Genomic DNA, 22,301 nt, shown 5'->3' with positions numbered 1-22,301 from the left:
CGCGACATCATATTGCCTCCTATTGTATCGCCTTATCCCTGGCGCAGGAGGGAGCGCACGTACTCGACCGTGTCGGTGTCGCCGCCGTGGTAGCGTTTGTAGAGGGAATGGTCGGGGTTCGTCTGGATCTCGCGAGCCTCCGCCGCGCCTCCCTTGCCGAGCGCGCTGCTGCGTCCGCTGGCGACGAACTGGTCATCGCTGATGCGCTTCGCCAGGTTCACAAAGGCCATCACCGTCTGCGGGTCGGCAAAGCCCGGCACCGAGCGCGGATCGACCCCGGCCACCGTGGCGGCCTGGATGGCGAGCTTGATATTCGCGTCGTACTGGTCGCCCCATTTTTCCTTCAGCACGCGCTGGCCCTCCTGGAGATCGCGGCGGGCGGATTCCGTCGCCACGCGCACGAGCGCCTGCTCCTGCTGGAGCTGCCAGCCCGCCAGCTCGCGCAGCGCGGCCTCGGGGATGTTGTGCCGGTGCGCGATCTCCAGCACGCCGCGCGCCCGGTCGTCGTTCCACTCCATGCCCTCGGGGAGCGCCTCCGGCCGGATGCGGTAGCCCTCCGGCGCATCGGGCACGCCCATCGCCTTGCGGTAACTCGCCACCTCCTCCGGCGTCGCGTCCTTGCCCGGCACGAAGGTCCCCTTGCCGCTGCGCCACGCCTCGAGCTGGCGGTAGCTCTTGGCCAGGTCGCCCACGGTCTTGAATTTCCCCAGGCTGTCGCGGTACTCGCCCAGCTCCTCCGGCAGCCGCGCCGTCCAGCCGGGCGCGAACGTCCCATCCTCGCGGACAAATCCCGCCGCCTCCTGCGGGCTCGCGGCGGGCGCTTGCGTCGCGGACGCGGTGGTTTGGGTTGCAGCGTTCGTCGTGGCGGTTTCGGTCGTCAGGGTATCAGTCAATGTCTCCATGGTTTTTCAGTAAGTCGGGTTTCTAGGTTTGCGTAAGGGTTGTCGGGGTTTACTTGATGCCGCGATGCGCGTAGCGGGCGGCGAATTCCTCCGGCGTGCGCGTGGCGCGGTACCACGCGATCCACTCCGGCGTGAGATCGCCGAAGCGCGGGTCCTGCGCGGGCTCGGGCGGAATATTGCCTGATCCTACACGGGTCGGTTTCTCTTTCTTTACGGAAGTGCGCTTCATTTTTTGACGGTGAGGGCGGGTTCCTCGATATTCGCATCCCCCTGGGCGGGAGCGGTGGCGAGCCCCTGCAGGTGCAGCACCACCGCCCTCGCCCCATCGGCCAGCGCCGCCGTGATCGGGTCGTAGGCATAGACATCCGCGCCCGAGCGCACGGGGGTGAAGACCCGTTCGTTCACGCGGAAGGTCGTCGCCAGGTGCTCCATCAGTACCTGGCCATCCTCGCTCTCCAGCACCCGCCGTGCGGCATTCACCAGCCGCTGCCTCTCGCGGGCCCGCTCGACTTTGCGCGATTTTGCCTCCTCCGTCATTGCGCACCTCCCGCGAGCATCTGCGCCACCACGCTGTCGGGTTTCACGCTGCCCGCCTTGCCCGCTGCGTCCGCCGCCGCCATGAGCGCCTGCTGCTGCTGCGCCTGGGCCTGGGCCTGCGCGCGACCGGCGCGGATCTCCTCCACCTTGTCCATCGGCAGCAGCCAGTCCGCCGGCAGCCCGTCATTGCGCGCCCCGTCGCGGGCGATGCGGTCCACATCGTAATGGTCCAGCACATCGGGCCGCGCCTGCGCCAGCGCCGCGCTTAGCTCCATGGACCGGGAGAAGGCAATATTCGCCTGCGCCCGGATGGCCAGGGCCACGCGGGAATTATACGCGATCTCCGGCTGCGCCAGGAAGGCCTCGCCCGTCGCGTCCCGCGCGATCATTCCCTCCGGCGGCGGCGGCAGCATCCCGCCCCGCAGTTGCAGGTTGAAGACACACCGCAGCAGCGGCGTGAGCAGCTCCGTCGTCTTGCGGGTGAAGGCCGGAGTGAACTGGTTGAGCTTCTCCGCGCTCCGCTCCGCCACCTCGCGCGCCGTCATCTGGCGCTCGATCTGCGAGAACATGTTGAAGAGCGGCACATGGTACGCACGCTCGATCGCCTCCTGCTTCCGCTTCTCCCGCTCCAGCCCGATGTTGTAATCCCCCGCCGTCGCCCATTCGCGCGGCACGGAGTTCGGGCTCGACGGGTCAAAGAACGTCACCCCGCCCGCGTCGAGATCCATCTCGCCCTCCATGTCGCCGGGCGCGAGGATGCGCGGCCACGCCTTCACCTCCGCCAGCGCGTCCATGTGTTTCACGAGGTGATTGAGCTGACGCGCCTCCGGCAGCGCCATCCAACTCGGCGAGATGCCCCACACCTCCGAACCCCAGCGCGCATGCCGCGTGGCAAAAAACGGCTTTTCGTCAAAGCCCCCCTCGCTGATGACATGGCGGCACTCCGGCTCCAGGTACACCGAGGCATACGGCTTGTTGCGCCCGTCGAGCTTCCCGCTCTCGCGCTCCTGCGCCCCGCGCGGATAGACGGCGTGAAGGAACGTGTATTCCCTCTCGCTCCCGCTGCCCGTCGCGCGGATCTTCGCCAGGTCCGTGCGCATCTTTTCGCTCAGCCGCTCCTCGCCGAATTTCTCCGCCGCCTGCTCCGCCGTGAGCCGAAACTCGCGGAAGCACGTATCCACCAGCCGCTCCTCGTTCTCCGCGAGGCAATACGACCCCGCCGGGAGACACTGGAAGTTCAGCGGGAAATTCCGCCCCGGCAGCGCGATGAGCGTCCCGGTGCCAAACGCGCCGTCGTCGAAGTACAGCTCGTGGATTTCCGAGTAGAAGTTGGAGTTCGCCAGGTTCCGCTGTGTGATCTCCGTGCACCTCTGCAGCCACTGCGCCACCTCGTCGTCGCCCTCCTTCTCCGGCGGCGGGGAAAAGCTGAACCACTGGCCGTCCGCCGGAGTCATGTAGGCCAGCATGCCATTGGCCAGCGTCTGGTTTGCATACACCGCCGTCGTGTCAAAGAGGTTGTCCGCCACCGAGTCGCCCGGCGTCGCGTTCTGCCGCGTGATGTTCGCCTTGCGCGGCATCACGTAGTCCGCGATGCGCTGCCAGTATGCGTCCCACGTCGAGCGCTTCGCCTTCATCCCCTCCCATCGCGCCAGGATCGGCCTGGCATCCGTCATTTTTTCATTCATGGAAATTTGTATCGACTTATCCGAGCAGGGTTTTCTTGCCATCCGTGGCCGGGGTAAACCCGCCCGTCTCGCCCGCGATCAGCGTGGCCCGCACGCCCTTGCGCCGCGCTGCCTGCTCGCGCTGATCGTCCTCCGCCTGCTGCACCTCGAGCTTCGACGTCGTCGGCGCGGGCGGGATCGGCTCCGGCGCAGGCGGCGGCGTGGTGTCGAGCTTCGGCGGGTCCGGCATCTTCGACAGCGCCGTGTTTTCCTTTGGTGCCTTCGGCACCTTGGGACTTGAGAAATAGTTCACGCACTCGCAGAGCAGCGCGTTCGACAGAGGATCATTCACTCGCATAAGAAGGGTCTTCCTTGGGAATTCCGCCGGGCCAGCCCCGGCACGCACCCCGCGCACCAGCAACCCCGGCAACACCTCTTTCCTTATACCCTCAAGGAGAAATACGCAAGATTGTTTCTCCTTACAGCTAACAATTTCCTAATACTAAGATTTACAAGAAATGCAAAACCAGCGGCACCACCGCTACCGCACACAAAATCCAAGACAGGTTTTTACAAAAGGTCGCAAAGAACGCAAAGGATCGGCCTGCCCGCGCAGCCACCCCTCGCCGCCAACCTCCCGCCCGCCTCGCGATCACAGTTTCTCAAGACAGAATCGAACAAAGAGGAAGCGAAGAAAACAAAGGGAAGGCAGAAGACCTCTGCCAGAGCCAGGCTCGGCGAGACACAGGATGCTGCACCTCGAAGACACTGGCGGCCACCCCTCCGATGCCGCGCCTTCGGCTTCCAAATACCCACCAACGCCCCAGACCGACGAGCCGCGCCATCTGCCGCCAACGTCTATCCCCGGCGGCCCAAGGGCGACTACACCTTCGCCGTAAAACCCTCCACCCTGACCGACCCCGTCCAATCCTTCTGAGCCGTGAAATCCCAGACTCCTCACGCTGGTGGAATAAAACGCGGCCACCGGAAGACCGGGAGGCGGTAAGGATTCCAGCCTCCCAAGCCGCTGAAGCGCAGGACAGCCCTCGCCACCGCCGAGCTTTGACTACAGACTGATTTCATCTGCTCCAGCCCCATTGCTTTCAGCCAGCATCGGCAAGAGGTCCATTTCGTGGGAAATGGACAACCATCCACCAAACCAGTGCCGGAAGTCGGCTTCATCTTCGCTCCCTTCGCTGCCTCTTTGTTCGATCCTGTCTTTAAATCCGTGATCGCGAGGCGCGCGCGAAAATCGCATCGCCCCGCAGCCCGTGCGGTCGGCACCCCCCTTTGCGTCCTTTGCGATCTTCTGTGAAAATGGTCTTCGGTTACTTCCCCGAGCGCAGCCGCTTGCGCAGCTTTTCCCCCACCTTGGACGGCGCGGGCTCCTGGGGGAGCGAGAGTTCCTTCGCCGCCTCCTTCACGCGATTCTCAAACCACGACCCGCCCAGCGACTCGCCGCTCAGGTACGCCTTGGCGATCTCGCGGTCGATGCGGTCGCGCTCATCAAAGGTCAGCCGGTGAAAATCCCCCGTCGTATGGTGTGGCTTCGCGATCGACAGGTCATAGCGAATGAGGGAAAGCAGGTACTCGCTCCGCGTCATCCCCAACTCCTGCAGTCTCTTCGGCAGGCACTCTCCGATCGAGACCGGCACGCGAAATGTCACATTCTGGCTTTCCATAACATCATGAAAATACACGATCCCGATCCCCCGCACCAACCCGGAAAATGCACTCGTCGGGAAAAAAATCTCACTCACCCACGCAGACCGCCTTCGCCATGCGTATCATTCCCCCAAAAACCAATAATCCGGCGCGGAAGGCACCTCACCCACCGCGCCGGATTTGGCGTTTCTCAACTAAACTTTGGTGCCCGATGGCCACTCGCGGAACGCACCGATGTTCACCCCGCCAGCGGATCAGAGGCTCCAGGTTCGCGCCCATCCAGGCAGTTTGCACCACCGATCCGGCACTCGTCCCAGGGACCTCCATCCCCCCAACAGCATCGATCCATCCCGCGTAGTAGCAGGAGCCAAAGCTCCCCTCGGGCAAGCCCAACCTCCTACACCTCCCCCTCTCCCATCAAGGCGAAAACATCGACATAAACGACTTATTTTCAACCGAATACGTACCATTACGTAATAGCATCGTAGCCATACGTACAGCCTGGCGGAAGGTGTCAATTCCGCATCTGCCAACCTCGCGCTCCATCAGCGCCAGTCCCTCCGGAAGGACTCCCTGCCGTCCCGCGCCGCGCTCCAGCACATGCTCCCGGCGCCCTTCTCCGATGAATGGGCCAGTACCTGCCCGGCGCACACGCAGCCACCCGTGCCTCAGCCGGGATCTTCCCAGGAGCTGCCGCCACCAACTAAGACTTCCCCGCTAAGCAAAAATCTCGCTTAGCGTCATTTTTGCAGCCCGCCATCTCGTTCCCGCGCCCCGGCCGCGCCCTCTGAAACACCCCGCCAGCCTCCATTTCATCAGCCACTCTTCCCTTCACGCCTCGGGAACCGGAGCGCCTTCGACACAGAAATAAGTACCCACACGCAAAATCCCTGTGAATAACTCATCCCCCTGCCTTGCACCCAAATCGCACCCCCTCCGTTGTCATTCCTTTCCCTGCCCGGCATTCTCACGGCATGGAAATTCCCGAACTGCCCGCCGAACTCCGCGAGGCCGCGGCGCGCCATGGCGTCGACCCCGCCTGCCTCGCCCGCTTCCTCCTCCACGAGCTCTCCGATGGCTCCGGCTTCATCGATCAATCCGCAAAAATCCTCAAAAGCCGGTTGACGCCTGAGACTAATGGTGTATACACTTCCGAACCATATTGCCATGGCCAACCAACGCGACCAGGACAAACGAGCCATCTCGGGCTGGATACACAAGGACCTCAAGGCCCGGCTCATGCTGGTGGCCAATGAACTCGACATCCCGCTTTCCGCGCTCATCGAAAAAATCCTCGAGGAACAAGTCCACCACTATGAAAAACGCCACCCCACCCGCAAGGCCTAGCGCCGAGGTGCGCGCCCACATCGCGCCCTCCCTCCACCACCAGCTCGACCGCATCGCTGCCGCCTCCCGCCGCAGCCTCGCCGACGTCTTCGAGCTTTTTTTGTCCAAAGGTGTATACACTTTGGAGAAACAGATCAGCCGCAACCCGAAAACCACCACCGCCCGATGAACGCCCATGACCTCGCCCGCGCTGCCGAGACCGCGAATAAATCCGCCCGTCACTACACGCCGATGGAACCCTACATCCCCGCGGTCGATGTCCTGCGTCGCAAGGGCTGGAGCTGGGAGGCCATCCACACCTGGCTGCGCTCCCAAGGCCAGCGTGTACAGAAAAGCCCGACCACCTTCGCCGCCTGCATGGGCCGTTGCTACCGCCGCTGGATCTCCCGCGAGACCGCCCGCCTCGCGGCCAAGGTCGGCGATGCCTCCCTGCCAGGGAAATGCGAGTCCCCGGGCAACGTCCCTCTGAATGAGTCCCCGCCTCCGCGACGGAAAAAAGGCGGCAAGGTCAATACACCCAACACCGCGCCAGCGACTCCCACCGAGCTGCTGCCAGCCGAGTCCCAATCCTGAACAACGCAGGACAGCGAGACAGCGGCGACACAGCCAGCACCGAATAACACGCCGCCCACCGAGCCGCCTCCCGTCTCAAAAGAATCAACCCGCTCGCCCGCACACCCGGGGCTCATCTGCACCCGCGGCCGGCGACACCACACACATCCGAAAATTGAAAACTGAACCACCGCAAAAAACGCGCCCGCCCCTGCGCTTCATCGGCACGCATGTCGACGAGGCAACCTATGAGGCCTTTAGCCAGGCCGCCCGGGCATCCCACCGCTCCCGCAGCGCACAGGTCCGCCATCTTATTGACCTGTCCCTGCAACCGCCATCCCGGCCTGCCGCTCTGGTCAGCCAGCCGGATACCAGCAGCAACCCGCAAAGCGACCAAATCCCGACCAACGAAACCACCATCCCGAAAGACCCGCAGCCATGATTGCCACCCTGTTCATCCTCCGTGAGGAGGCCGGTATCGAATACGAGTTCCCCGTTGAGATCACCCGCGACTCGCGCCATGACCTCATCGCCACCGTCACCAGCGACATCGAGGAAAAGCGCTGGACCACCCGCCGCGGCGGCCTCGAGCTCGAGCACACCGGCGACTACCTTTACATCGAGGGAGACGAGATCGACCTCACCGACGAGGAATACTACGAGGCTGAGGAAATCCTCCTCCGGCTCAAGGGCGACTTCGACCGCGAGATCCGCTCCCTCCTCAACTCCACCCACCCCAAGGACACCACCCACCACGATGATTAGCCAGGCCGCCGCACGCCTCCTGCGCGCCCTCGGCCTCGCCCCAAAGGAGCCTCCGCCCGATGACGCGACGCCCGTCGCCGTGCTCTCGTCCCCGCCCTGGACCGGCCTGCATCTCCGCTCCCGGCATCCCGCGCGCTGCACCCGGGGCTACTCCAGTCCCTACACCCTCCCCCGGTCCGCCGACACCCCGGCCGCGAGCCGGAGGTGACGGTCGCGCCCGGGGGCGAGGGAAACCGGCGCTGTATTACCACCTCCCTCCAGCTTCCGCCGAGACAAAATGGGCCGTTAGCTCTCCGCCGCCCGTCATGGGAAACCATCACGAGGCACCTGTCCCCCGCCGCTGCAACGAGCCCGCCGGGCTGGCCGCGGAACTCGCGATCATCGATCTCCAGTTTGAAATCCGTCACCGGCTCGACCTCTCCGCCTTTCTCACCGGGATCGATCTTGCAGACGTTTTTCAGGCTGCCTTGCGCCATTAGGGATAGGTGCGGGGATGCGTGCCACGCCCAAGGTACTTAAGATGGACGGTCGGGAGCTGTCCCACAAGAGGCCGGCGCCAGGATGCCCCGACTGAGGGCGGCCATTCCTTCCCCGGCAACACTCCTGCGCGCTCCGCTAATCACCTCCGCGTCGCATGCTCTCCCGCTTTCACCATCCGGTTCCCTGCTCATAGGACCGATCGTCGGGTGCCCCCGGCCTCGATCCTGTTTCACAGCGTGCTCCCCGTCCGGCTCCCCCTGGGGCGAAACCCTCCGTTCATCGCCCTCTTCGGTTGAATTTGTCGAAACCGCGGGCGAATTTCCTATGGTATATCCTGGAGTGATTTCCCATGCTGGAGACCCTCCCCCCTGACCCCTTCCTTTACCATGGCTCCATTCCTCCACCAGAAGCGTTCGTTGATTTGCAGGCAGGCCTTTGTTTTTGCATTCTCTGCCGCCGTATTGCTCAGACCGGCCCTGGCTGGCGCAGAGCTGGATCTGGTCATGGATGATCCAGCCTCCCTGCTCCGCTCGCAACCCGAGGGGCTGTCCAAACTGAGCTCGGCTTTCGCTTCCAGCAAGGCTACCATCGCCTCCGGCGTGGGAGGCCGCGCCTTGCCGCAGTTCTCCGGCACAGCCTCGGCCGAGTCGGCCGATGCGAGAGTCCAGATCCTTTCCGAGCCGGCCCTGGGACCGAGCCGGTTCTTCCGCGCGACTCTCAATGGCACCTCGGAGGTCAAGCAGGTCGGCCTAGGCATCCTCCCCGACAAGGAGGCCTCTCTCCAGTCCCTCGCCACACGGGAAAATGGCCTCGTGAAAATCTCGGGCGGCATGGATTTCCTCATCCGCGCCACCTCGAGCAGCGGCGCTCCGAGATTCCAGCTCAATACCAAGGTCGCCAACCTCGGCATCACGATAACCACCAATCCCGGCGACGGCGTGCTCACCCTCAAGCTCTTTACTGCCAACAGGTCTCTCGCCGTGAACAACGACAAGGCCGGGAAGCGCGCCGCAATCGAAAAGCGCTCGGAGATCCGCCTCGATAATGACTCCATTTATCATGCCGCGCTCGTCTTCAAAACCCAGGCCGATGGGTCGCTCTCGGTTGCCCTCTGTCTCACCTCCGGAGCCGGCCAGCTCGACCCCCAGACCACGGTAGCAGCCGTCATCGACGGCTTTGAGCTGCTCGAGGACGCCAGCAGCAAGGAAACCGACAAGGTCACGCTCAACCTGGGCCGGGATGAAACTAGCCAGCAAACCCTGGACATCGCCGCATTCCGCATCTTTAGGCACCTCCCGGAAATCCTCCCCGGTTTCGAAGCTCCGAAGCCCTAGGCTCAGGAGCCACTATTGGCTGAAAATGTAAAGTTTTGGGGCGTTTCCTCTATAGCGGCAAAACGGACCGGAAGTATATTCATTGTAAATCATTCGCTCCCCCAATGAGCCTCCATCAAAACCTCAAGTCGATGACCGGCAGCGCCTTCAGCTTGATCGAGCTGTTGACCGTGATGGCGATTATCTCCGTGATGATGGCCCTTTCGGTGCCGGCCTTCAATGTTCTGAAAAGTACAGGCGACATCTCCGCTGCCGCCTATGATATCGCGAGCACGCTGGAGCAGGCCCGCGCCTATGCGATGGCCAATAACACCTTCGTCTATGTCGGCTTTGCCGAACGCGCCCAGATGGACGCCACGAAGCCTGGCGAAGGTCAGATCCTCATCAGCGCGATGGGCTCCAAGAGCGGCTCGCGCAATTTTGATAGCAAGAATCTCGTCTCCCTCACCCGGCTGCGCAAGATGCCCAACGTCCGCCTCGAGGATAATATCCCTAACTCCGGCAGCCTCTCGCGCCCCGTGGTGCAGAGTGCCTATCAGGTGGCTAACGATGCCTTCACCGCGCAGGATACCTTTGAGGTTTCCGGCGTTACGTTTTCAAAGATCGTGCAGTTCGACCCCCGGGGAATGGCCAGCATCCAGGCTCGCGCCGCATCGGTGTCGCAGTGGATGGAGATTGGACTTGCCGGAGCGCAGGGTTCCTCGCCGAACAGCGCGGTCGTTGTGCTTGACGGCGTGACCGGCGTCGCAAAAGTCTATCGTCCGTGAAGCGCCCCCCCGCCCAGCGCCCTCCTGCAGGCTTCTCCCTGGTGGAGATTTCCATCGCACTCGGAGTCGCCGCATTCTGTCTGCTGGCGATCCTCGGCCTCCTGCAGACGGGCATCACCAGCGAACAGACCACCGTCGGCAAGACTGCCGCCTGGGGCATTCTCTCGACCGTATTCTCCGATCTGAACTCCATCCCGGCCGACCAGACGACATCCAAGGCCTACAATATCTCGCTCTCCACGACGTCTCCCCAGACGATTTACTTTACCAAGGCAGGCAAGCCCACCGGAGGCATCGGTACCGCGCCGACAGCCGACTCCTATTATCGGATGAGTGTCGGCATTCAGGGTGCCTCGGCGACTTTTGCCACTCCGAGGCTCACCCGACTGCTCGTCACCTGGCCGGCGAAAGCCGACCCCGTGCCGGGGACCTGGCCGCAAAAGGCCTCCGGGTCGGTGGAGGTCATCACCTCCTTGCTTCGCGATTAGGTTTCCCGCAACGTCTTCTCCTGTCAGCCTGGATGCAACTCTTGGCCCCATCCCCTTTACGAACTATGCAGCTCCGGCGAAATGACCGACGCTCCGGCGGCTTCACGTTGATCGAGATCCTCGTGGCCACCGCGGTGCTCATCATCCTCGTCGCCATGGTCGCGAGCATCGTGCAAAGCGGGAATACGGTGATCTCCAGCAGCCGCAAGCATCTCAGCGCCGATTCACAGGCGAGGGAGGTGTTTGGGCAGTTTGGCATGGACCTCGCCCGCATGCCGCGTCGCCTCGATCTCGATGTCCTCACCTCCTCGAGCAATAACGCGATCTTCTTCTACAGCGAGGCCCCGGGCTTTCAGTCCACCACAGACACGCGGCAGTTCAACAAGCTCTCGCTCGTCGGTTATCGCGTCAACGACAAGGCTCAGCTCGAGCGCCTCGGCAAGGGGTTGAACTGGGAAAACCAACCCTTCCTCACCTTCAGCACCCAGCCTCTCACCACCAACGCCACCCCTCTCCCGGCCAGCACGATCGCCGGAGCCTGGGGGTCCACCGTCGGCTCCAGCCCTGCCTATGGCAACGGCACGGACGATAACTACCACCTGCTGGCCGACGGCGTCTTCCGCATCTACTACTGCTTCCAGACCACCAACGGCACATTTACGAAAACCCCCGTCGCCACGGCCATGACCGGACCTCTGGGAGATGCCACCTCGCTCATCCTCACTCTCGCCATCCTGGATGAGGACTCCCGCAAGATCGCGACCGACTCCAGCAAGCTCGCCTCGGCCCTTCCCGAGCCCGACCTCTCCAATGGCAAGCTGCCCGCGGAGACGTGGCAGAGCGCGGTGGACAATGTTGACAAGTTTGCCCAGGACGCCGGCATCCCCACCGCCGCCGCCTCCCGCGTGCGGATCTACCAGAGGAGCTTTCCGCTGACTTCCCCGTGATCACCCCCTCCGCCACCCCGCGCCCAGCCATGCATCCCGCAGCCCGCAGCCCCGGCGAATCCCTTTCCCGCGGCAGCGGCTCGCTCCGCCCCGCTCCCTCACGGCCCGAGTCCGGCGCTTCGCTGGTCATCATCCTCGCCTTCATCGTCCTGCTCACCGTCCTCGTGCTGGCGTATTTTTCCTATTCCTCCCTCCAGCGCCAGATCTCCCAGGCGAGCGTCAATCAGGCCGCCGCCGAGGTCTTCGCCAGGGGCGCGGTCAATACCATCATCGGCGACCTGAGACAGGAGATCATGGCCGGGTCAACCAACGTCTCCACCGATCCCGCAAAATATGCTGCCTACTATCCGGTGAACGCCGGCACGATGGTTCCCGCCATCTCGGGCTTCACCACCAACACGGGCCTGGAAAACCTCCTGAAGGTCAGCCGCTCGGGCAGCAGCTTTTTCTCCGGATCGAGCTACAACAGCGGAACCTACCCCGCCGCCAACCGCGCCGCCGCGCTCTCCACCACCAACGCCTCGCAAAACGGACGCTACATGAGCGTGGATCGCTGGAACGCCGCCCTGCTCCTCGCCAAGGCCGACACCAACAGCGCCACCAATTTCACCCCGGTCGCCGCCTTCACCGCTCCGGACTGGATCTTCGTCGCGCGAGACGGGTCAAATCCCACCACCTGGAACACCGACCTGCGCTGGAGCGCGACCAACTCCAGCACCGTCGTCGGGCGTTTTGCCTACGCCATCTACGACGAGGGCGGCCTGCTCGACATGAATGCCGCCGGGTTCCCTCCCGGCTCGCCCACCAATCTCATCGCCGGCAAAGGCGGCCTCGCCACCGCCGACCTCTCCGTCATCCCCGGCATGACCACCAACGCCATCACGGCACTCGTCGGCTGGCGCAACTACGTCACCGCCGGAGCCTCCGGCACCTTCCCCGGCTATTCCTTCAGCACCGCGGGGCAGACAAATTACTTCGAGACCATGCGCACAAACACGGCCGGCTTCCTCCGCACGGCCAACACCACGCTCCCCGGCGGGAAGAGCGACCGCATGTTCGTCAGCCGCCAGCAGCTCATTCAGTTCCTCACCCAGGGCGCGGCCGGCAATGACGGCGAAAGGGCCTCTCTGCAAAACGCCCTCCGCTACATGGGCACGTTCTCCCGCGACCTGGAGCAACCCTCCTTCCGCCCCGATCCCAACCGGCCAAAGAATATCCTCAGCCCGCTCATCGGAGATACCGGCGGCACCCCTGGCATCGGAAACGGAAACGACGCCTACAGCTCGGATGGCTCGACGCAGGATGCCATCAATCCCGCCCTTCTCTCCGTGCGCGATGCCGATGGGAAACCTGTGCTCAAGCGGCGTTTCCCCCTGAGCCGCCTCGCTCTGCTGAAGCCCAACCCCTCGGCGGCAGACGCCGCAAAGATCAAGGACTACTTTGGCCTGACCTGGGACAACGCAGCAAACGGCTGGGTGTACGATCATGGCGATCCCACCAAGATCTATCGCCTGTCGGAGATCCCGGCGGGCCGCGAGCCAGACTTCTTCGAGGTTCTCAAGGCCGCCATCCATGTCGACTCCCTCGGCAAGCAATTTGGCGGACTCGACAGTCCCGCTACTCCACACGGTCAGAACGGCATCGGCACGGGCATTAACCAGCGCATGTACGATGGGGAAACTCAAAGTCAGATCGCCCGTATCGCCGCCAACATCATCGACCAATACGACGAGGATAGCTATCCGACCCGTATCAACTTTGCGAACCGCGACTTTTACGGGGTGGAAAACCTGCCGTACCTCGCAGGCTGGCAGCAGATGTGGTATCGACTCAGGCACCTGGGCGCCTCCGACATCGATCCCACCAAATTGCCACCGGACGCGCATGGCGCAACGGGCGTCGTCTTCCCCTATGAAAGCGCCGCGATGATCCAGCCGATCATCTGGAACCCCCACGCTCCCGACACCCGCACCAACCCGCCCGACGTACCCACCGAGTTTCGCATCTACGCCGGAGCCACTGATAATAATGCCTACGGCGTGGGAGATTCCGCCACCCAATGCTATGCCCAGGTCGCCAGGGACTGGTGGACAGGAACGACAAAGTCCGATCTGCGCTATACCTTCCCGGCCAGCTCCGCGTATGCCACGGCCAATGGCATGACCCTGGTAGGTTCGCTCTATCGCTTTCCCTATGCCATGATCGACCCGGATGTCAGCATCCTGACCTTCAACACGGGTGCTGGCGACGCGGCCTTCCGCGAGCCTTTCCGCCTCAGGGCTCCCAACTTTCCTGCCGGAAGCAATGCCTCCAACATCCCAGGCTACCCGGCGGGCAGCGTGACCGTTTCCGATCCCAACCTCGTGGCCGCCGATGGCGGATCAGATACCGTGATCGGCTTCTTCTGTGGCAAGGCATGGACCGGCCCCTGCATCAGCAATCTCAATACCCAGGAATGGCTGAGCTATGGCCAGATCAATGCCGATCTCAAGCTCACCCTCCAGTACAAGAAGGGTGGCACGTGGTATACCTACGACGTCATCCCCAACGTCTTCAACTCCTCCTCAAACTCCAGCACGGTGGACAATACGGACGTTTATCCAAATATCCGCACCTTCCGCACCTGCCTCCGCGCCGATCCCCGTACCAACCGTTGGGGGCTCTTTCATCTCGCCACCTGGCCGTCCGTAAACCCCACCGATGTTCCCAGCGGACTCTCCTTCCTGGGCGACAACGGCGTCGACAAGATCAGCGGCAATGTCAAGCACGCCAGGTATTACCTCCCCCAGGGCATCACCTGGAAGCCATCCTCCGCCGCCACCTACCTGGGGCAGGGCACGCCGAACGGCCCGGCCGCGCCGGGATGGGTGAATCCCAGCATCTGGAATCCCGGTGATCTTATGGTCAACCTCGCCCGTTCGCCGAATGGCAATCCCAACAGCGGCACCTCGACGACCGCCCCACCCGGGGCGAAGTTTTACTATACCGACCCCGATGGCGTGATGCGCCGGGGTTCGGGCTGGAACTTCTCCGGCTCCGACGGTCTCCCCCTCTATGTAAATAATCCCAACAGCCGCCCGGTCATCCTCAACCGCCCGTTCCGTTCGGTCGCCGAGCTGGGCTATGTGTTCCGCGACATCGCCTGGAAAAACCTCGATGTCTTTACACCGGAAAGTCCCGACACGGCCTTGATGGATGTCTTCTGCCTGAACGAGCTGGAGAACGCGCCGGACGACGTCGCCGTCGCCGGGCGCGTCAACCTCAATACCCGCCAACCCAAGGTGCTGGAAGCCATCATCAGCGGCGCGTCCAAGGCGGAGGGCGGTGTATTGACCTCCACCGAGGCTGCCGCCGCAGCCAAAAAGCTGTCCGACTGGACGGCGGATACCTCGACCGTATCCACCAGCATCCGTCTCAAGGGACCGCTGCGCAACCGGGGCGAGTTGATCGGTAAATATGTCACAGACACCGCCTATGCCTCTCCGCCCAACCTGACCGGTTATCAAAATCCGATCCTCAATCCCGAGACAACCTTCCGGGGATTTGCCGGGGAGTTGACCTCCGGGGGCATTTTCTCCGCCACTGCCGACGCCTCGATCCCACGCCGTGCGGAAAGCGTGATCCGCGCCCTGGCCGATGCTGGCAACACCCGCACCTGGAACCTGCTGGTCGACCTCGTCGCCCAGGTCGGCCGCTATCCCGATCACGCCACTTCTCTCAGCCAGTTTGTCGTCGAAGGTGAGACGCGCTTCTGGGTTCACCTTGCCATTGACCGCCATACCGGCAAGATCGTCGCAGAACAATGGGAGGCGGTTTCCGAATGACAAAGACAACCCTGGCAAAACCCCTGCTGGCGATGATCGGGCTGCTCGCCATCCTGTCCGCCGCATCCGGTCAATCACCCACTCCTCCGGAACCCCGTCAACCGCTCCTGCCCCGCGCCCCGGCCCGGGCCTCCTGGAGCGTTGCCTTCAAGTATGCCGGTGAGGAAAAGCCCGCCGACCCGGCCATCCAGCCCCGCCCGCTCGGCGAGGTGCCGCGCTCCATCGTGATCACCAAGGTCAACGACGTCTACCGCGAGCAGATCGACCTTGCGACCGGCAAGAAGATGGAGCGCTGGGACTTCGACGGGACCTTGTTCACTTCCAATACCGCCGGCACCGTGTTTCTGATCATACCTCCTACCGAGGACACACCCTCGCCGGATTATTATGATCGGCGGCGCTCGGATTTCCCGGAGCTGAACTGGATTTCCAAGGCCACCTACCGGGGCATAGGAAGCTTCCAGGGCAAACAGGCCTTCCATTTTGAAACGGAGAAAGACGGCACCACGCTTTCCGCCTATCTCTCCCTGGACAGCCAGATGCCCCTCTGGTTCTCGGATGGCACGACGACCCGCACCTATACCTTTAACCCGCCGCCCGCCGGCCCTCTCGAGCCGCCGCCCGCCTTCTCCACCGCCCGCAACCGCCACAAGCAGGCAATGGACGCCCTGAAGTATCGCCCGTCACCCCCGTAGGACCTGAGGACACCCCGGCACTGCTTTCCAGGTACGGTGAGACCGGCTGGCGGTCCTCCCTGCCGTTTCCCTAGTGATCTCCAGAGTTTCTTTCCGCCTGCTGGACGAGCACCAGATGACACCGGGCAAGGAGCAGGCACTCTGCTGGAGCCTCCAGTACGGTCTGGAAAAGATATAGCCAGTGATCAAGTCCTGCCCCGGAGTCGCCAAGGAGAGGTGGGCGCGATGCAGCCGTATACCTCCGCCGACAGGTCAGCGCCGCCGCCGGGCAGCGACTCCAGATTTTTCCAGACCGCTCCGCGGCTGGAGTCCGAGCGTGACGACAGCCATCGACCGCTCGTGCGCCGTGCGAGGTCGGCTACTCCTGCACTGACGACATCCTATTTTGCCTCGCTGGGCTTCTTCAGTTCCAGGTAGCCCATTCTGGTCGGTGAGATGTGCGCGTGTTTCTCGAGCACCGGTGCCCAGGAAATGGATACGAGCTGGCGGCCTTCCTCGCCCTTGGCGAGATCCCAGTTGTTGCGCACGAGGTGAATCCTCAATGTCCGCGGCGTCAAAGGCGCCCCGTCGTCGCGGCGATTGACGAAACTGGCGGGGAGGAACATCTCCACCGTCCACTCACCCGTTTCCCGATTCAGCCTGCTGGCGGAGAGAAATCCCTCTGGCGGAGGAATCACGTAGCGCCATAACTCGGAGGCTCCGAATTCCGGCGTGAGCCTTCCCTCCTCGGTCAGGCGAGGTTCCGCCGTCAGGATGTGCGTCTTCACAAACACCCGGCCCGCCGGGTCGATCTGGACTTCGTAAAACTGGCGATGATCTCCGCGCTGATCCAGGAAGAGTTCAAAGGCATCCTCCTCGTGCAGCGACTCGCCCTCCTTCGCATGGCCCATCACGGGAGTTTTCTCCACGCCCCGGAAGGCGACATAAACGCCCTTTTCATTCCAGAGGAAACGGGTTTCCCCGGCAGGTGCATTGATCACCGATGCCTTGCCCCATACCGCATCCTCCAGCACGCCATCGACCTTGGGATCGATGGCGACATATTCCGCCGTCGCTCTGGGCGGTTCCTCCGCCCGCACGGGGCCTGTGGCAAGCAATAGGCCGGCCAGCGCGAGGCTTCGCGTCTGCCTGAAATGAAATACGGATTTTGGCATATAGCAGGAATGGGGAACTCCTAGACTCATACTGTCCTCGATCGGCTGGAACAACGCTGCAATACGGAAGGGTCAGAACCGATCAGGCCCGCCAGCGCTCCCGGGGAGAGCCGGTTCTGGAGCCTGTCAGGAAACGCATCATGCCATGCCCCAAAAAGCAGGCAGCCGTCGCCCCCTCCCGGAACAACGGCTGCCATTACAATCCTTGGCGCAGGGTTTAGCTGCGACGGCGGCGGCGAAGCAGGAGAACCATCAGGCCTCCGCCCAGCAGCAGTGCCGTCGTAGGCTCCGGCACAGCCGTAAGCACCCCGGTGGCTTCGCTGAAGGAGTAGGTCACGCCCCCGTTCACATAAGTCCAAACGTTGTTATTCTCCGCCCAAGGGTTTACCGAGGAGGTGGACAACACTCTGAAGGAGGAACTAAATGTCTCGTTCAACAAATTCACGTCCACAATCTGCCAGGTGCCATTGGCGGCAGCTCCGGTCAGATCGAAGACAAAGTCTCCATCGAGCGTCAGCACGTTTTGAAAGCCAGTTGCCGTGATCTTGTTGTTCACCCCGCTATTCCCGATGTAAAACGTCATTTGAGTGTTGTCGGAGAGAACGAGCGAACTGCTATCCGCAAGCGTGGTATTGCCCCTGTAGGTATTGGTAATATCGGTGACTCCGTTGCCGAATTGAGTTTCACCACTCCCGACAGTGGTGACAGATCCTACTCCAGAAATCACATTTGTGTAGCGGACATCGCCGCCGCTGGGCTTGTTACTTATGAGAGACACATCACCATTCAATGTGATGGTTCCGGTAAACGTCGCATTAACCGCTGAATTTGATCCTGAGTTTCCAAGCAACAAAGTGCCCCCGGTTCCGGATGCAACGACAATATTGTTGGCCAGTGTTGATGCACTACCAGAGGCCGTTCCAACCAGCGACGCAGAACCCTCTCCCGCACTGCCCAGGGTAATGATATTACTCGTGGCACCAAAAGCATTCGCCGTAGAGCCAAAAACAACCGCACCCTTCTTCACAAGCACATTGCCCGTAAATGTACTGCTACCAGCATAGGTAAGACTAATTTGCCCACCCGCCAGGGAATTATTAACGTTAACAAACGTCAAATTACCATTTCCGGTAAGTACTCTATTAAACCTAATCCCAGGATTTGTCGTATAAACAGCGTTATTGTTTGTAACCACGAGATCGTCATCCAAATTAACGCGCGCATCCATGTATATAAAAATAGAATTGCCGGATGCGTTATTGGTGATGGTCGCTGGCCCCGTATCCCCTGAGTTAAAAGTGAGAGTATTTGTGCCTTCCGAACCAGTGAAATTAATACGCCGAGCACCAGAGGAAGTTCCTGAGAGAGTCAACGACCCCACCGTATATGCAGCATCCAGTGTCGTTGCGCGTTCCGCTCCTACTGACGTAAAATTCGCACTGGCTCCATTTGAGTTCGGCGCAGCAGAATCCCACCCGGTCGTAGTAGTCGAGCCATCGTAAACTGCTGACCAGTAGACGGGCGGGGTAGGACTGGGGCTGGGACTGGGGCCGGCACCCACCCAGTTTGCTGCTTGCGTCAGAGCCGCCGATGCCATCACCAGGCAGGATGCCATGGCAATCCGAAGGAGTCGTTTGTCCATTGCGAGCATTTTCGTGAGTGGGAGAGTGTTGCGATCCATAGGAAACGATGGGAGGGAGGGTTGGTGTGGATGACTTGTTAAAGAGAACCCATGGGAGGGGGTAAAGTCCATGGCAGAACCAATCAGATAATTAACATTTTCGACCAAATTTCACATCAGAGCCGACTTTCCTGCGGAGGAAAACGATGATCCCGGCTGAAGTCAAAGCCAGGAAGAGCGTGGAGGGTTCGGGAACGACTGTAACCGCGATGGCGCTGGATGGCAAATAGACCTGCACCCCTTCACTCTGGAGGTCATAGTAAAAGCCACTATCAGTCGTGGTGCGGATCGTATAATTGCCCGGGGCCAGCGCGAGGCCGAGCTGAAGCTGAAGAGTGAAGAGCCAGAGATCGGTACTCGCCGGGAGATCCTCCAGCGTGGGAGTGGCCGTGTATCCGTAGTCCTGGCTGAGACCCGTATCCGGAATCGCCTCCGGCAGGGTGGGTCCCCCGCCGAGGAAAATCCAGTCCGGGGAAAGCGTCTCCGACTGGACAATGAAGCTCCCCGACGCGTCGGTGCCCGCCATGTTGAAATAGACGGAGAATCCCGCGATCGGCAGGCTGCCCGTATTGAGCGACACCTTCAGTGTGAATGTGTCACCAGGCCCCAACTCGGTGGCGCTCGGCTCGAGAATGAGGGTTTGCGCCCGGGCGTCGGCGGCGAGCATCACGCCCAGCGCGGCGATGGCGGCGAAGACTTTGAAAATCATCAGCCTCTAGGGTTGGGAGTTGCCCGAGCGCTTTCCGGTTAACACGTTATCCTGGGAGTTGATCGAGCCGCTGGCATCGACATCGTACCGGAAATTATTCGTTGCCAGGGGCTTTCCGTAAGCGCTCGCTATCAGGGCGCCGTCCAGCGCATTCACCGCGGAGTTTGCATTCACATCGCCGCTCAGGATCTTGACCTTCAGGACGCCGGAGGGGAGCACACTCCCGTCGCTTGCGGTGACATTTTCCAGAGCGACCTGTACGGTTTGCACATCCGACACATCGGAGAGATGAACCGTCACGTCCTTGCCGGAGACGACGGAGTCCTCCGCGAGCGAGGCATTCCCCGCGGTCACGACGGCGTCGCAAGTGACGATATCCTTGTCAAAAGAGGCCACCAGCGTCAGCGCGGAGCCAATGCGGCATTCCACCGGGACCGATCCAGTCGGAGAAATCGAGATCGGGATATCGAACGTCCCGGCCGCCCCATGCACCCGGCGGGAGACCGCCCCCGTCAAGGCCGGAGGATTCACTGGCACCGCCTGCACGGTCGAGGAATCCACGCTCTCTCCGCCAGCGTTCACGGCGGACACCCGGTAATAGTACGTGGTGCCATTCGTGAGATTCTCGTGCAGGAAATTCTGCGCCGAGCCATCCACCTCACCCAGCAGGCTGAACGGCCCGCTCGGCGAGGACCCGACCTTGACCCGATAACTCGCGGCACCGGAGACGGGCGACCAGGAGAGCGAGACCCGGCGATCACCCGCCGTCGCTGTCACTCCCCCCGGAGTGGCCGGAGCCTGGACTCCGCTTCCGATATTATACTTCACCCTGAGGTAATCCACGATGGACTGGATGTCCGCCGTGGGATCGGTCGAGTCCGTGCTGCCAAAGACGATTTCATAACAATCCAGGTCGATCGGCACATGGCCCTGGGCGGAGTTAAACAGCGTCCACGCCTTGGACGAGTCCTGCACGGCAGGCGGCGTATTTCCTTTTACCAGCGTAAGCGCGCGCGTCGAGGTGACAGCTTCATTGACCCCGAGGGTGGCCACCGCATTGGTGACGCTGGGATCGGGATCGTTGAAGTCGATCTTGAAGACCAGCACCTTCAAGTCGCCAAAGGTCACCCGCAGCGGCGGCGGCTCGATGGCGCTTTGCAGCGTGCCGTAGCCGATATAGGTCGCGTCGTCGTCGTAACTGACGAGGCTCTCCCCTGTACCCGCCGCAGTGTAGGTGATGCAGCCCGAGGCGGCTAGGGATTTACCCACCCCGGCCTGGGCGCTGGCGAGGCTGGTATGCAGTCGCGCACTGGAGGCGGTCGGCGTGGCTTTCGAGATCCAGTAGCGTGTTCCCGCCACCAGAGGCGCCGGCAGGGTCGCTCCCGGAGGAACCCAGAAGACCACCGGCGTCAGATTCTCCACACTGGAGAAGCCCGTGATATTGCCGTTGTTGCCTCCCGACAGGAATGCCGTGGCGTTCTTCAGGATGCTGGCCCCGGATGGCATCGGCTCCTGAAGGCGCGCGGAGAGCGTATTCCCTCCCCCGCTGCCCGGCTCGAGTACCTCGGCAAAGAAGCTCCAGCGCCGCGCATCGCCGACACGCTGCGGAGCGTAGAAGAGGAACGATCCGTCGCCGGTCGTGGTCAGATCGATGGCATTGGCTCCGCTCGCGGCATCCGCCGCCGTGAGGTGAAGCGTCATGAACTTGGTGTCCACCTTGTTTGCGTAGTAGTCCGTTCCCTCGACGAGAGGCGCGGGCAGGGTCGAGCCGCTGCTCGCCTTGACCCTCATCAGGTCGCCCGTGGCCACCTTGCCGACCATTCGCGAATCCCAGCCATAGCTGATCTGGTTGTTCGTCGTGTTGATATGAGTCGGGTTATCGAGCACCTTGAAGACCTGCCGCTCCTTGAACGAGCGCACCCGGCAGACAAAGATCTGATAAACCACGCGCTTGTTACCGATGCGCTGCCGGGCCGCGTACTTGTCTCCGTTCTGGAACAGCGTCGGGCCGTATCCATTGTAGGACCCCACCCAGTTTTCCCTGGAGATCGCGCCAAGGGTCTTGAAATACCAGTGCCCGCTGGCATCCGTGTCCAACTCCAGCATGGCGTGCTTGTTGGTGGCGTTCGGGCCGGCGGAGTTAAATCCGTTCGCCGTGAGATCATTCAACTGAAAGAGGAGCTTCTTCGTCGAAAGCGTATGCGTCCCCGTGCCGCCATTGGTGAACACGACATTGCGCACGCCGAGATAGGCATTTTGCGCGATATGTACTTTTTCACCCAGCAATGACCCGGGTTGATAGGGAGCATCCGCATCGGTCGCGAGAGGGTAGACCTTGTATCCGCCAGCCGCGGTGCCCACCACGTAGTAGGGTGTATTTGGCTGGAGGGGGGCAGGCAGCGTGCCAGTGGTGGAGAAATAGACCGGCGTCGCAAAGCTCTTTGACACCGAGGGAAATCCCAGGTCGGGCAGCCCCGTCAGCAGCTGGTTGGCGAGATCGACATTCGCGGAAGTAAACGTCTGGCTCAGCGGAGCAGTGGTGACATTGGCCATGTTGTCCGCCGAGTAGTGCACATAGACGGACGGGACATTAGGAAAGCTCTGAGCATTCAGCAGCGAGGCCGAGGCCAGAAGCAGGGCAAATCGTGGGAGGAGCTTGAGACCAAAAGACATGGGAGGGATGTTGTAAAACCGAACCAAGCCAATCGAAAATGCTGGTTTCCGTCCATGGAGGAATCGCTCCTCTACTTGACAATACCAACCATTTCTCAACCTCCCACCCTGTCCGCC

23 protein-coding genes are annotated in these 22,301 nt (G+C 62.1%); 13 read left to right on the top strand and 10 right to left on the bottom strand.

Annotated features, from left to right (window positions below):
* Nucleotides 1–32 precede the first annotated feature (32 nt).
* From TSACC_RS04405 to TSACC_RS04375, 6 genes are all read right to left on the bottom strand, one after another.
* Nucleotides 33–902 carry a hypothetical protein gene (locus TSACC_RS04405; protein WP_075078176.1) on the bottom strand — a complete coding sequence of 290 codons (870 nt, stop codon included), beginning with the start codon at nt 900–902 and terminating at the stop codon, nt 33–35.
* Between the two features lie 49 nt (nt 903–951).
* Nucleotides 952–1,131, bottom strand: coding sequence for a hypothetical protein (locus tag TSACC_RS04400; protein ID WP_075078175.1), 180 nt, complete (start codon nt 1,129–1,131; stop codon nt 952–954).
* The gene (locus TSACC_RS04395) at nt 1,128–1,439 is read right to left on the bottom strand and encodes a Bbp19 family protein (RefSeq protein ID WP_075078174.1); all 312 of its coding nucleotides are present in this window, start codon (nt 1,437–1,439) and stop codon (nt 1,128–1,130) included. The genes TSACC_RS04400 and TSACC_RS04395 overlap by 4 nt, the downstream gene beginning before the upstream one ends.
* Nucleotides 1,436–3,124, bottom strand: coding sequence for a portal protein (locus TSACC_RS04390; protein WP_075078173.1), 1,689 nt, complete (start codon nt 3,122–3,124; stop codon nt 1,436–1,438). The genes TSACC_RS04395 and TSACC_RS04390 overlap by 4 nt, the downstream gene beginning before the upstream one ends.
* 16 nt (nt 3,125–3,140) lie before the next feature.
* Nucleotides 3,141–3,455 carry a hypothetical protein gene (locus TSACC_RS04385; RefSeq protein ID WP_153811257.1) on the bottom strand — a complete coding sequence of 105 codons (315 nt, stop codon included), beginning with the start codon at nt 3,453–3,455 and terminating at the stop codon, nt 3,141–3,143.
* 976 nt (nt 3,456–4,431) lie between these two features.
* On the bottom strand, nt 4,432–4,785 hold the full coding sequence (locus tag TSACC_RS04375) for a hypothetical protein (RefSeq protein ID WP_153811256.1): 354 nt from the start codon (nt 4,783–4,785) through the stop codon (nt 4,432–4,434).
* A gap of 1,150 nt (nt 4,786–5,935) precedes the next feature.
* Between TSACC_RS04375 and TSACC_RS04365 the strand changes: the two genes are divergently transcribed.
* The 13 genes from TSACC_RS04365 (at nt 5,936) to TSACC_RS04315 (ending at nt 15,967) form a co-directional block, all read left to right on the top strand.
* Complete coding sequence (locus tag TSACC_RS04365; protein WP_169809532.1) at nt 5,936–6,115, top strand: hypothetical protein; 180 nt, start codon at nt 5,936–5,938, stop codon at nt 6,113–6,115.
* Complete coding sequence (locus TSACC_RS21640) at nt 6,084–6,284, top strand: hypothetical protein (RefSeq protein ID WP_153811255.1); 201 nt, start codon at nt 6,084–6,086, stop codon at nt 6,282–6,284. Before TSACC_RS04365 ends, TSACC_RS21640 begins: the two co-directional genes overlap by 32 nt.
* Nucleotides 6,281–6,688, top strand: coding sequence for a hypothetical protein (locus TSACC_RS04360; RefSeq protein WP_075078167.1), 408 nt, complete (start codon nt 6,281–6,283; stop codon nt 6,686–6,688). The genes TSACC_RS21640 and TSACC_RS04360 overlap by 4 nt, the downstream gene beginning before the upstream one ends.
* Before the next feature lie 154 nt (nt 6,689–6,842).
* On the top strand, nt 6,843–7,109 hold the full coding sequence (locus TSACC_RS04355; protein ID WP_075078166.1) for a ribbon-helix-helix domain-containing protein: 267 nt from the start codon (nt 6,843–6,845) through the stop codon (nt 7,107–7,109).
* Nucleotides 7,106–7,432, top strand: coding sequence for a hypothetical protein (locus tag TSACC_RS04350; RefSeq protein ID WP_075078165.1), 327 nt, complete (start codon nt 7,106–7,108; stop codon nt 7,430–7,432). Before TSACC_RS04355 ends, TSACC_RS04350 begins: the two co-directional genes overlap by 4 nt.
* Complete coding sequence (locus TSACC_RS04345) at nt 7,425–7,640, top strand: hypothetical protein (RefSeq protein WP_075078164.1); 216 nt, start codon at nt 7,425–7,427, stop codon at nt 7,638–7,640. The genes TSACC_RS04350 and TSACC_RS04345 overlap by 8 nt, the downstream gene beginning before the upstream one ends.
* A gap of 97 nt (nt 7,641–7,737) precedes the next feature.
* Complete coding sequence (locus TSACC_RS21635) at nt 7,738–7,911, top strand: hypothetical protein (protein ID WP_153811254.1); 174 nt, start codon at nt 7,738–7,740, stop codon at nt 7,909–7,911.
* A 387-nt stretch (nt 7,912–8,298) separates the two neighbouring features.
* The gene (locus TSACC_RS04340; RefSeq protein ID WP_075078163.1) at nt 8,299–9,246 is read left to right on the top strand and encodes a hypothetical protein; all 948 of its coding nucleotides are present in this window, start codon (nt 8,299–8,301) and stop codon (nt 9,244–9,246) included.
* Between the two features lie 104 nt (nt 9,247–9,350).
* Nucleotides 9,351–10,013 (top strand): prepilin-type N-terminal cleavage/methylation domain-containing protein, encoded by a 663-nt coding sequence (locus TSACC_RS04335; protein ID WP_075078162.1) that lies wholly within the window; start codon nt 9,351–9,353, stop codon nt 10,011–10,013.
* The gene (locus TSACC_RS04330; RefSeq protein WP_075078161.1) at nt 10,010–10,501 is read left to right on the top strand and encodes a hypothetical protein; all 492 of its coding nucleotides are present in this window, start codon (nt 10,010–10,012) and stop codon (nt 10,499–10,501) included. The genes TSACC_RS04335 and TSACC_RS04330 overlap by 4 nt, the downstream gene beginning before the upstream one ends.
* A gap of 65 nt (nt 10,502–10,566) precedes the next feature.
* Nucleotides 10,567–11,448, top strand: coding sequence for a PulJ/GspJ family protein (locus tag TSACC_RS04325; protein WP_075078160.1), 882 nt, complete (start codon nt 10,567–10,569; stop codon nt 11,446–11,448).
* A complete protein-coding gene (locus TSACC_RS04320; protein ID WP_075078159.1) occupies nt 11,445–15,272 on the top strand; it encodes a hypothetical protein in 3,828 nt (1,275 codons plus the stop codon). Before TSACC_RS04325 ends, TSACC_RS04320 begins: the two co-directional genes overlap by 4 nt.
* Nucleotides 15,269–15,967, top strand: a complete 699-nt coding sequence (locus TSACC_RS04315; RefSeq protein WP_075078158.1) for a hypothetical protein — start codon at nt 15,269–15,271, stop codon at nt 15,965–15,967. Before TSACC_RS04320 ends, TSACC_RS04315 begins: the two co-directional genes overlap by 4 nt.
* Before the next feature lie 380 nt (nt 15,968–16,347).
* Here the strand turns inward: TSACC_RS04315 and TSACC_RS04310 are convergent, their stop codons facing one another.
* The 4 genes from TSACC_RS04310 to TSACC_RS04295 all read right to left on the bottom strand — a co-directional run bounded on the left by TSACC_RS04310 (nt 16,348) and on the right by TSACC_RS04295 (nt 22,184).
* The gene (locus TSACC_RS04310) at nt 16,348–17,121 is read right to left on the bottom strand and encodes a carbohydrate-binding family 9-like protein (protein WP_075078157.1); all 774 of its coding nucleotides are present in this window, start codon (nt 17,119–17,121) and stop codon (nt 16,348–16,350) included.
* Nucleotides 17,122–17,338: 217 nt separating this feature from the next.
* Nucleotides 17,339–18,763 (bottom strand): PEP-CTERM sorting domain-containing protein, encoded by a 1,425-nt coding sequence (locus TSACC_RS21190; RefSeq protein WP_237763899.1) that lies wholly within the window; start codon nt 18,761–18,763, stop codon nt 17,339–17,341.
* 130 nt (nt 18,764–18,893) lie between these two features.
* On the bottom strand, nt 18,894–19,511 hold the full coding sequence (locus TSACC_RS04300) for a PEP-CTERM sorting domain-containing protein (protein ID WP_075078155.1): 618 nt from the start codon (nt 19,509–19,511) through the stop codon (nt 18,894–18,896).
* 6 nt (nt 19,512–19,517) lie between these two features.
* A complete protein-coding gene (locus TSACC_RS04295) occupies nt 19,518–22,184 on the bottom strand; it encodes a fibronectin type III domain-containing protein (protein WP_153811252.1) in 2,667 nt (888 codons plus the stop codon).
* Nucleotides 22,185–22,301 lie beyond the last annotated feature (117 nt).

The sequence above is a fragment of the Terrimicrobium sacchariphilum genome (assembly GCF_001613545.1).
GTDB classification, from domain to species: domain Bacteria; phylum Verrucomicrobiota; class Verrucomicrobiia; order Chthoniobacterales; family Terrimicrobiaceae; genus Terrimicrobium; species Terrimicrobium sacchariphilum.
The sequence above is the reverse complement of the archived record's forward strand: the minus strand, read 5'-3'. Positions and strand labels throughout refer to the sequence as shown.

Coding starts and splice junctions, on each gene's coding strand:
- TSACC_RS04405 (WP_075078176.1), bottom strand. CDS start 902: ATGGAGACATTGACTGATACCCTGACGACCGAAACCGCCACGACGAAC.
- TSACC_RS04400 (WP_075078175.1), bottom strand. CDS start 1,131: ATGAAGCGCACTTCCGTAAAGAAAGAGAAACCGACCCGTGTAGGATCA.
- TSACC_RS04395 (WP_075078174.1), bottom strand. CDS start 1,439: ATGACGGAGGAGGCAAAATCGCGCAAAGTCGAGCGGGCCCGCGAGAGG.
- TSACC_RS04390 (WP_075078173.1), bottom strand. CDS start 3,124: ATGAATGAAAAAATGACGGATGCCAGGCCGATCCTGGCGCGATGGGAG.
- TSACC_RS04375 (WP_153811256.1), bottom strand. CDS start 4,785: ATGGAAAGCCAGAATGTGACATTTCGCGTGCCGGTCTCGATCGGAGAG.
- TSACC_RS04365 (WP_169809532.1), top strand. CDS start 5,936: ATGGCCAACCAACGCGACCAGGACAAACGAGCCATCTCGGGCTGGATA.
- TSACC_RS21640 (WP_153811255.1), top strand. CDS start 6,084: ATGAAAAACGCCACCCCACCCGCAAGGCCTAGCGCCGAGGTGCGCGCC.
- TSACC_RS04360 (WP_075078167.1), top strand. CDS start 6,281: ATGAACGCCCATGACCTCGCCCGCGCTGCCGAGACCGCGAATAAATCC.
- TSACC_RS04350 (WP_075078165.1), top strand. CDS start 7,106: ATGATTGCCACCCTGTTCATCCTCCGTGAGGAGGCCGGTATCGAATAC.
- TSACC_RS04345 (WP_075078164.1), top strand. CDS start 7,425: ATGATTAGCCAGGCCGCCGCACGCCTCCTGCGCGCCCTCGGCCTCGCC.
- TSACC_RS21635 (WP_153811254.1), top strand. CDS start 7,738: ATGGGAAACCATCACGAGGCACCTGTCCCCCGCCGCTGCAACGAGCCC.
- TSACC_RS04340 (WP_075078163.1), top strand. CDS start 8,299: ATGGCTCCATTCCTCCACCAGAAGCGTTCGTTGATTTGCAGGCAGGCC.
- TSACC_RS04335 (WP_075078162.1), top strand. CDS start 9,351: ATGAGCCTCCATCAAAACCTCAAGTCGATGACCGGCAGCGCCTTCAGC.
- TSACC_RS04325 (WP_075078160.1), top strand. CDS start 10,567: ATGCAGCTCCGGCGAAATGACCGACGCTCCGGCGGCTTCACGTTGATC.
- TSACC_RS04315 (WP_075078158.1), top strand. CDS start 15,269: ATGACAAAGACAACCCTGGCAAAACCCCTGCTGGCGATGATCGGGCTG.
- TSACC_RS04310 (WP_075078157.1), bottom strand. CDS start 17,121: ATGCCAAAATCCGTATTTCATTTCAGGCAGACGCGAAGCCTCGCGCTG.
- TSACC_RS21190 (WP_237763899.1), bottom strand. CDS start 18,763: ATGGACAAACGACTCCTTCGGATTGCCATGGCATCCTGCCTGGTGATG.
- TSACC_RS04300 (WP_075078155.1), bottom strand. CDS start 19,511: ATGATTTTCAAAGTCTTCGCCGCCATCGCCGCGCTGGGCGTGATGCTC.
- TSACC_RS04295 (WP_153811252.1), bottom strand. CDS start 22,184: ATGTCTTTTGGTCTCAAGCTCCTCCCACGATTTGCCCTGCTTCTGGCC.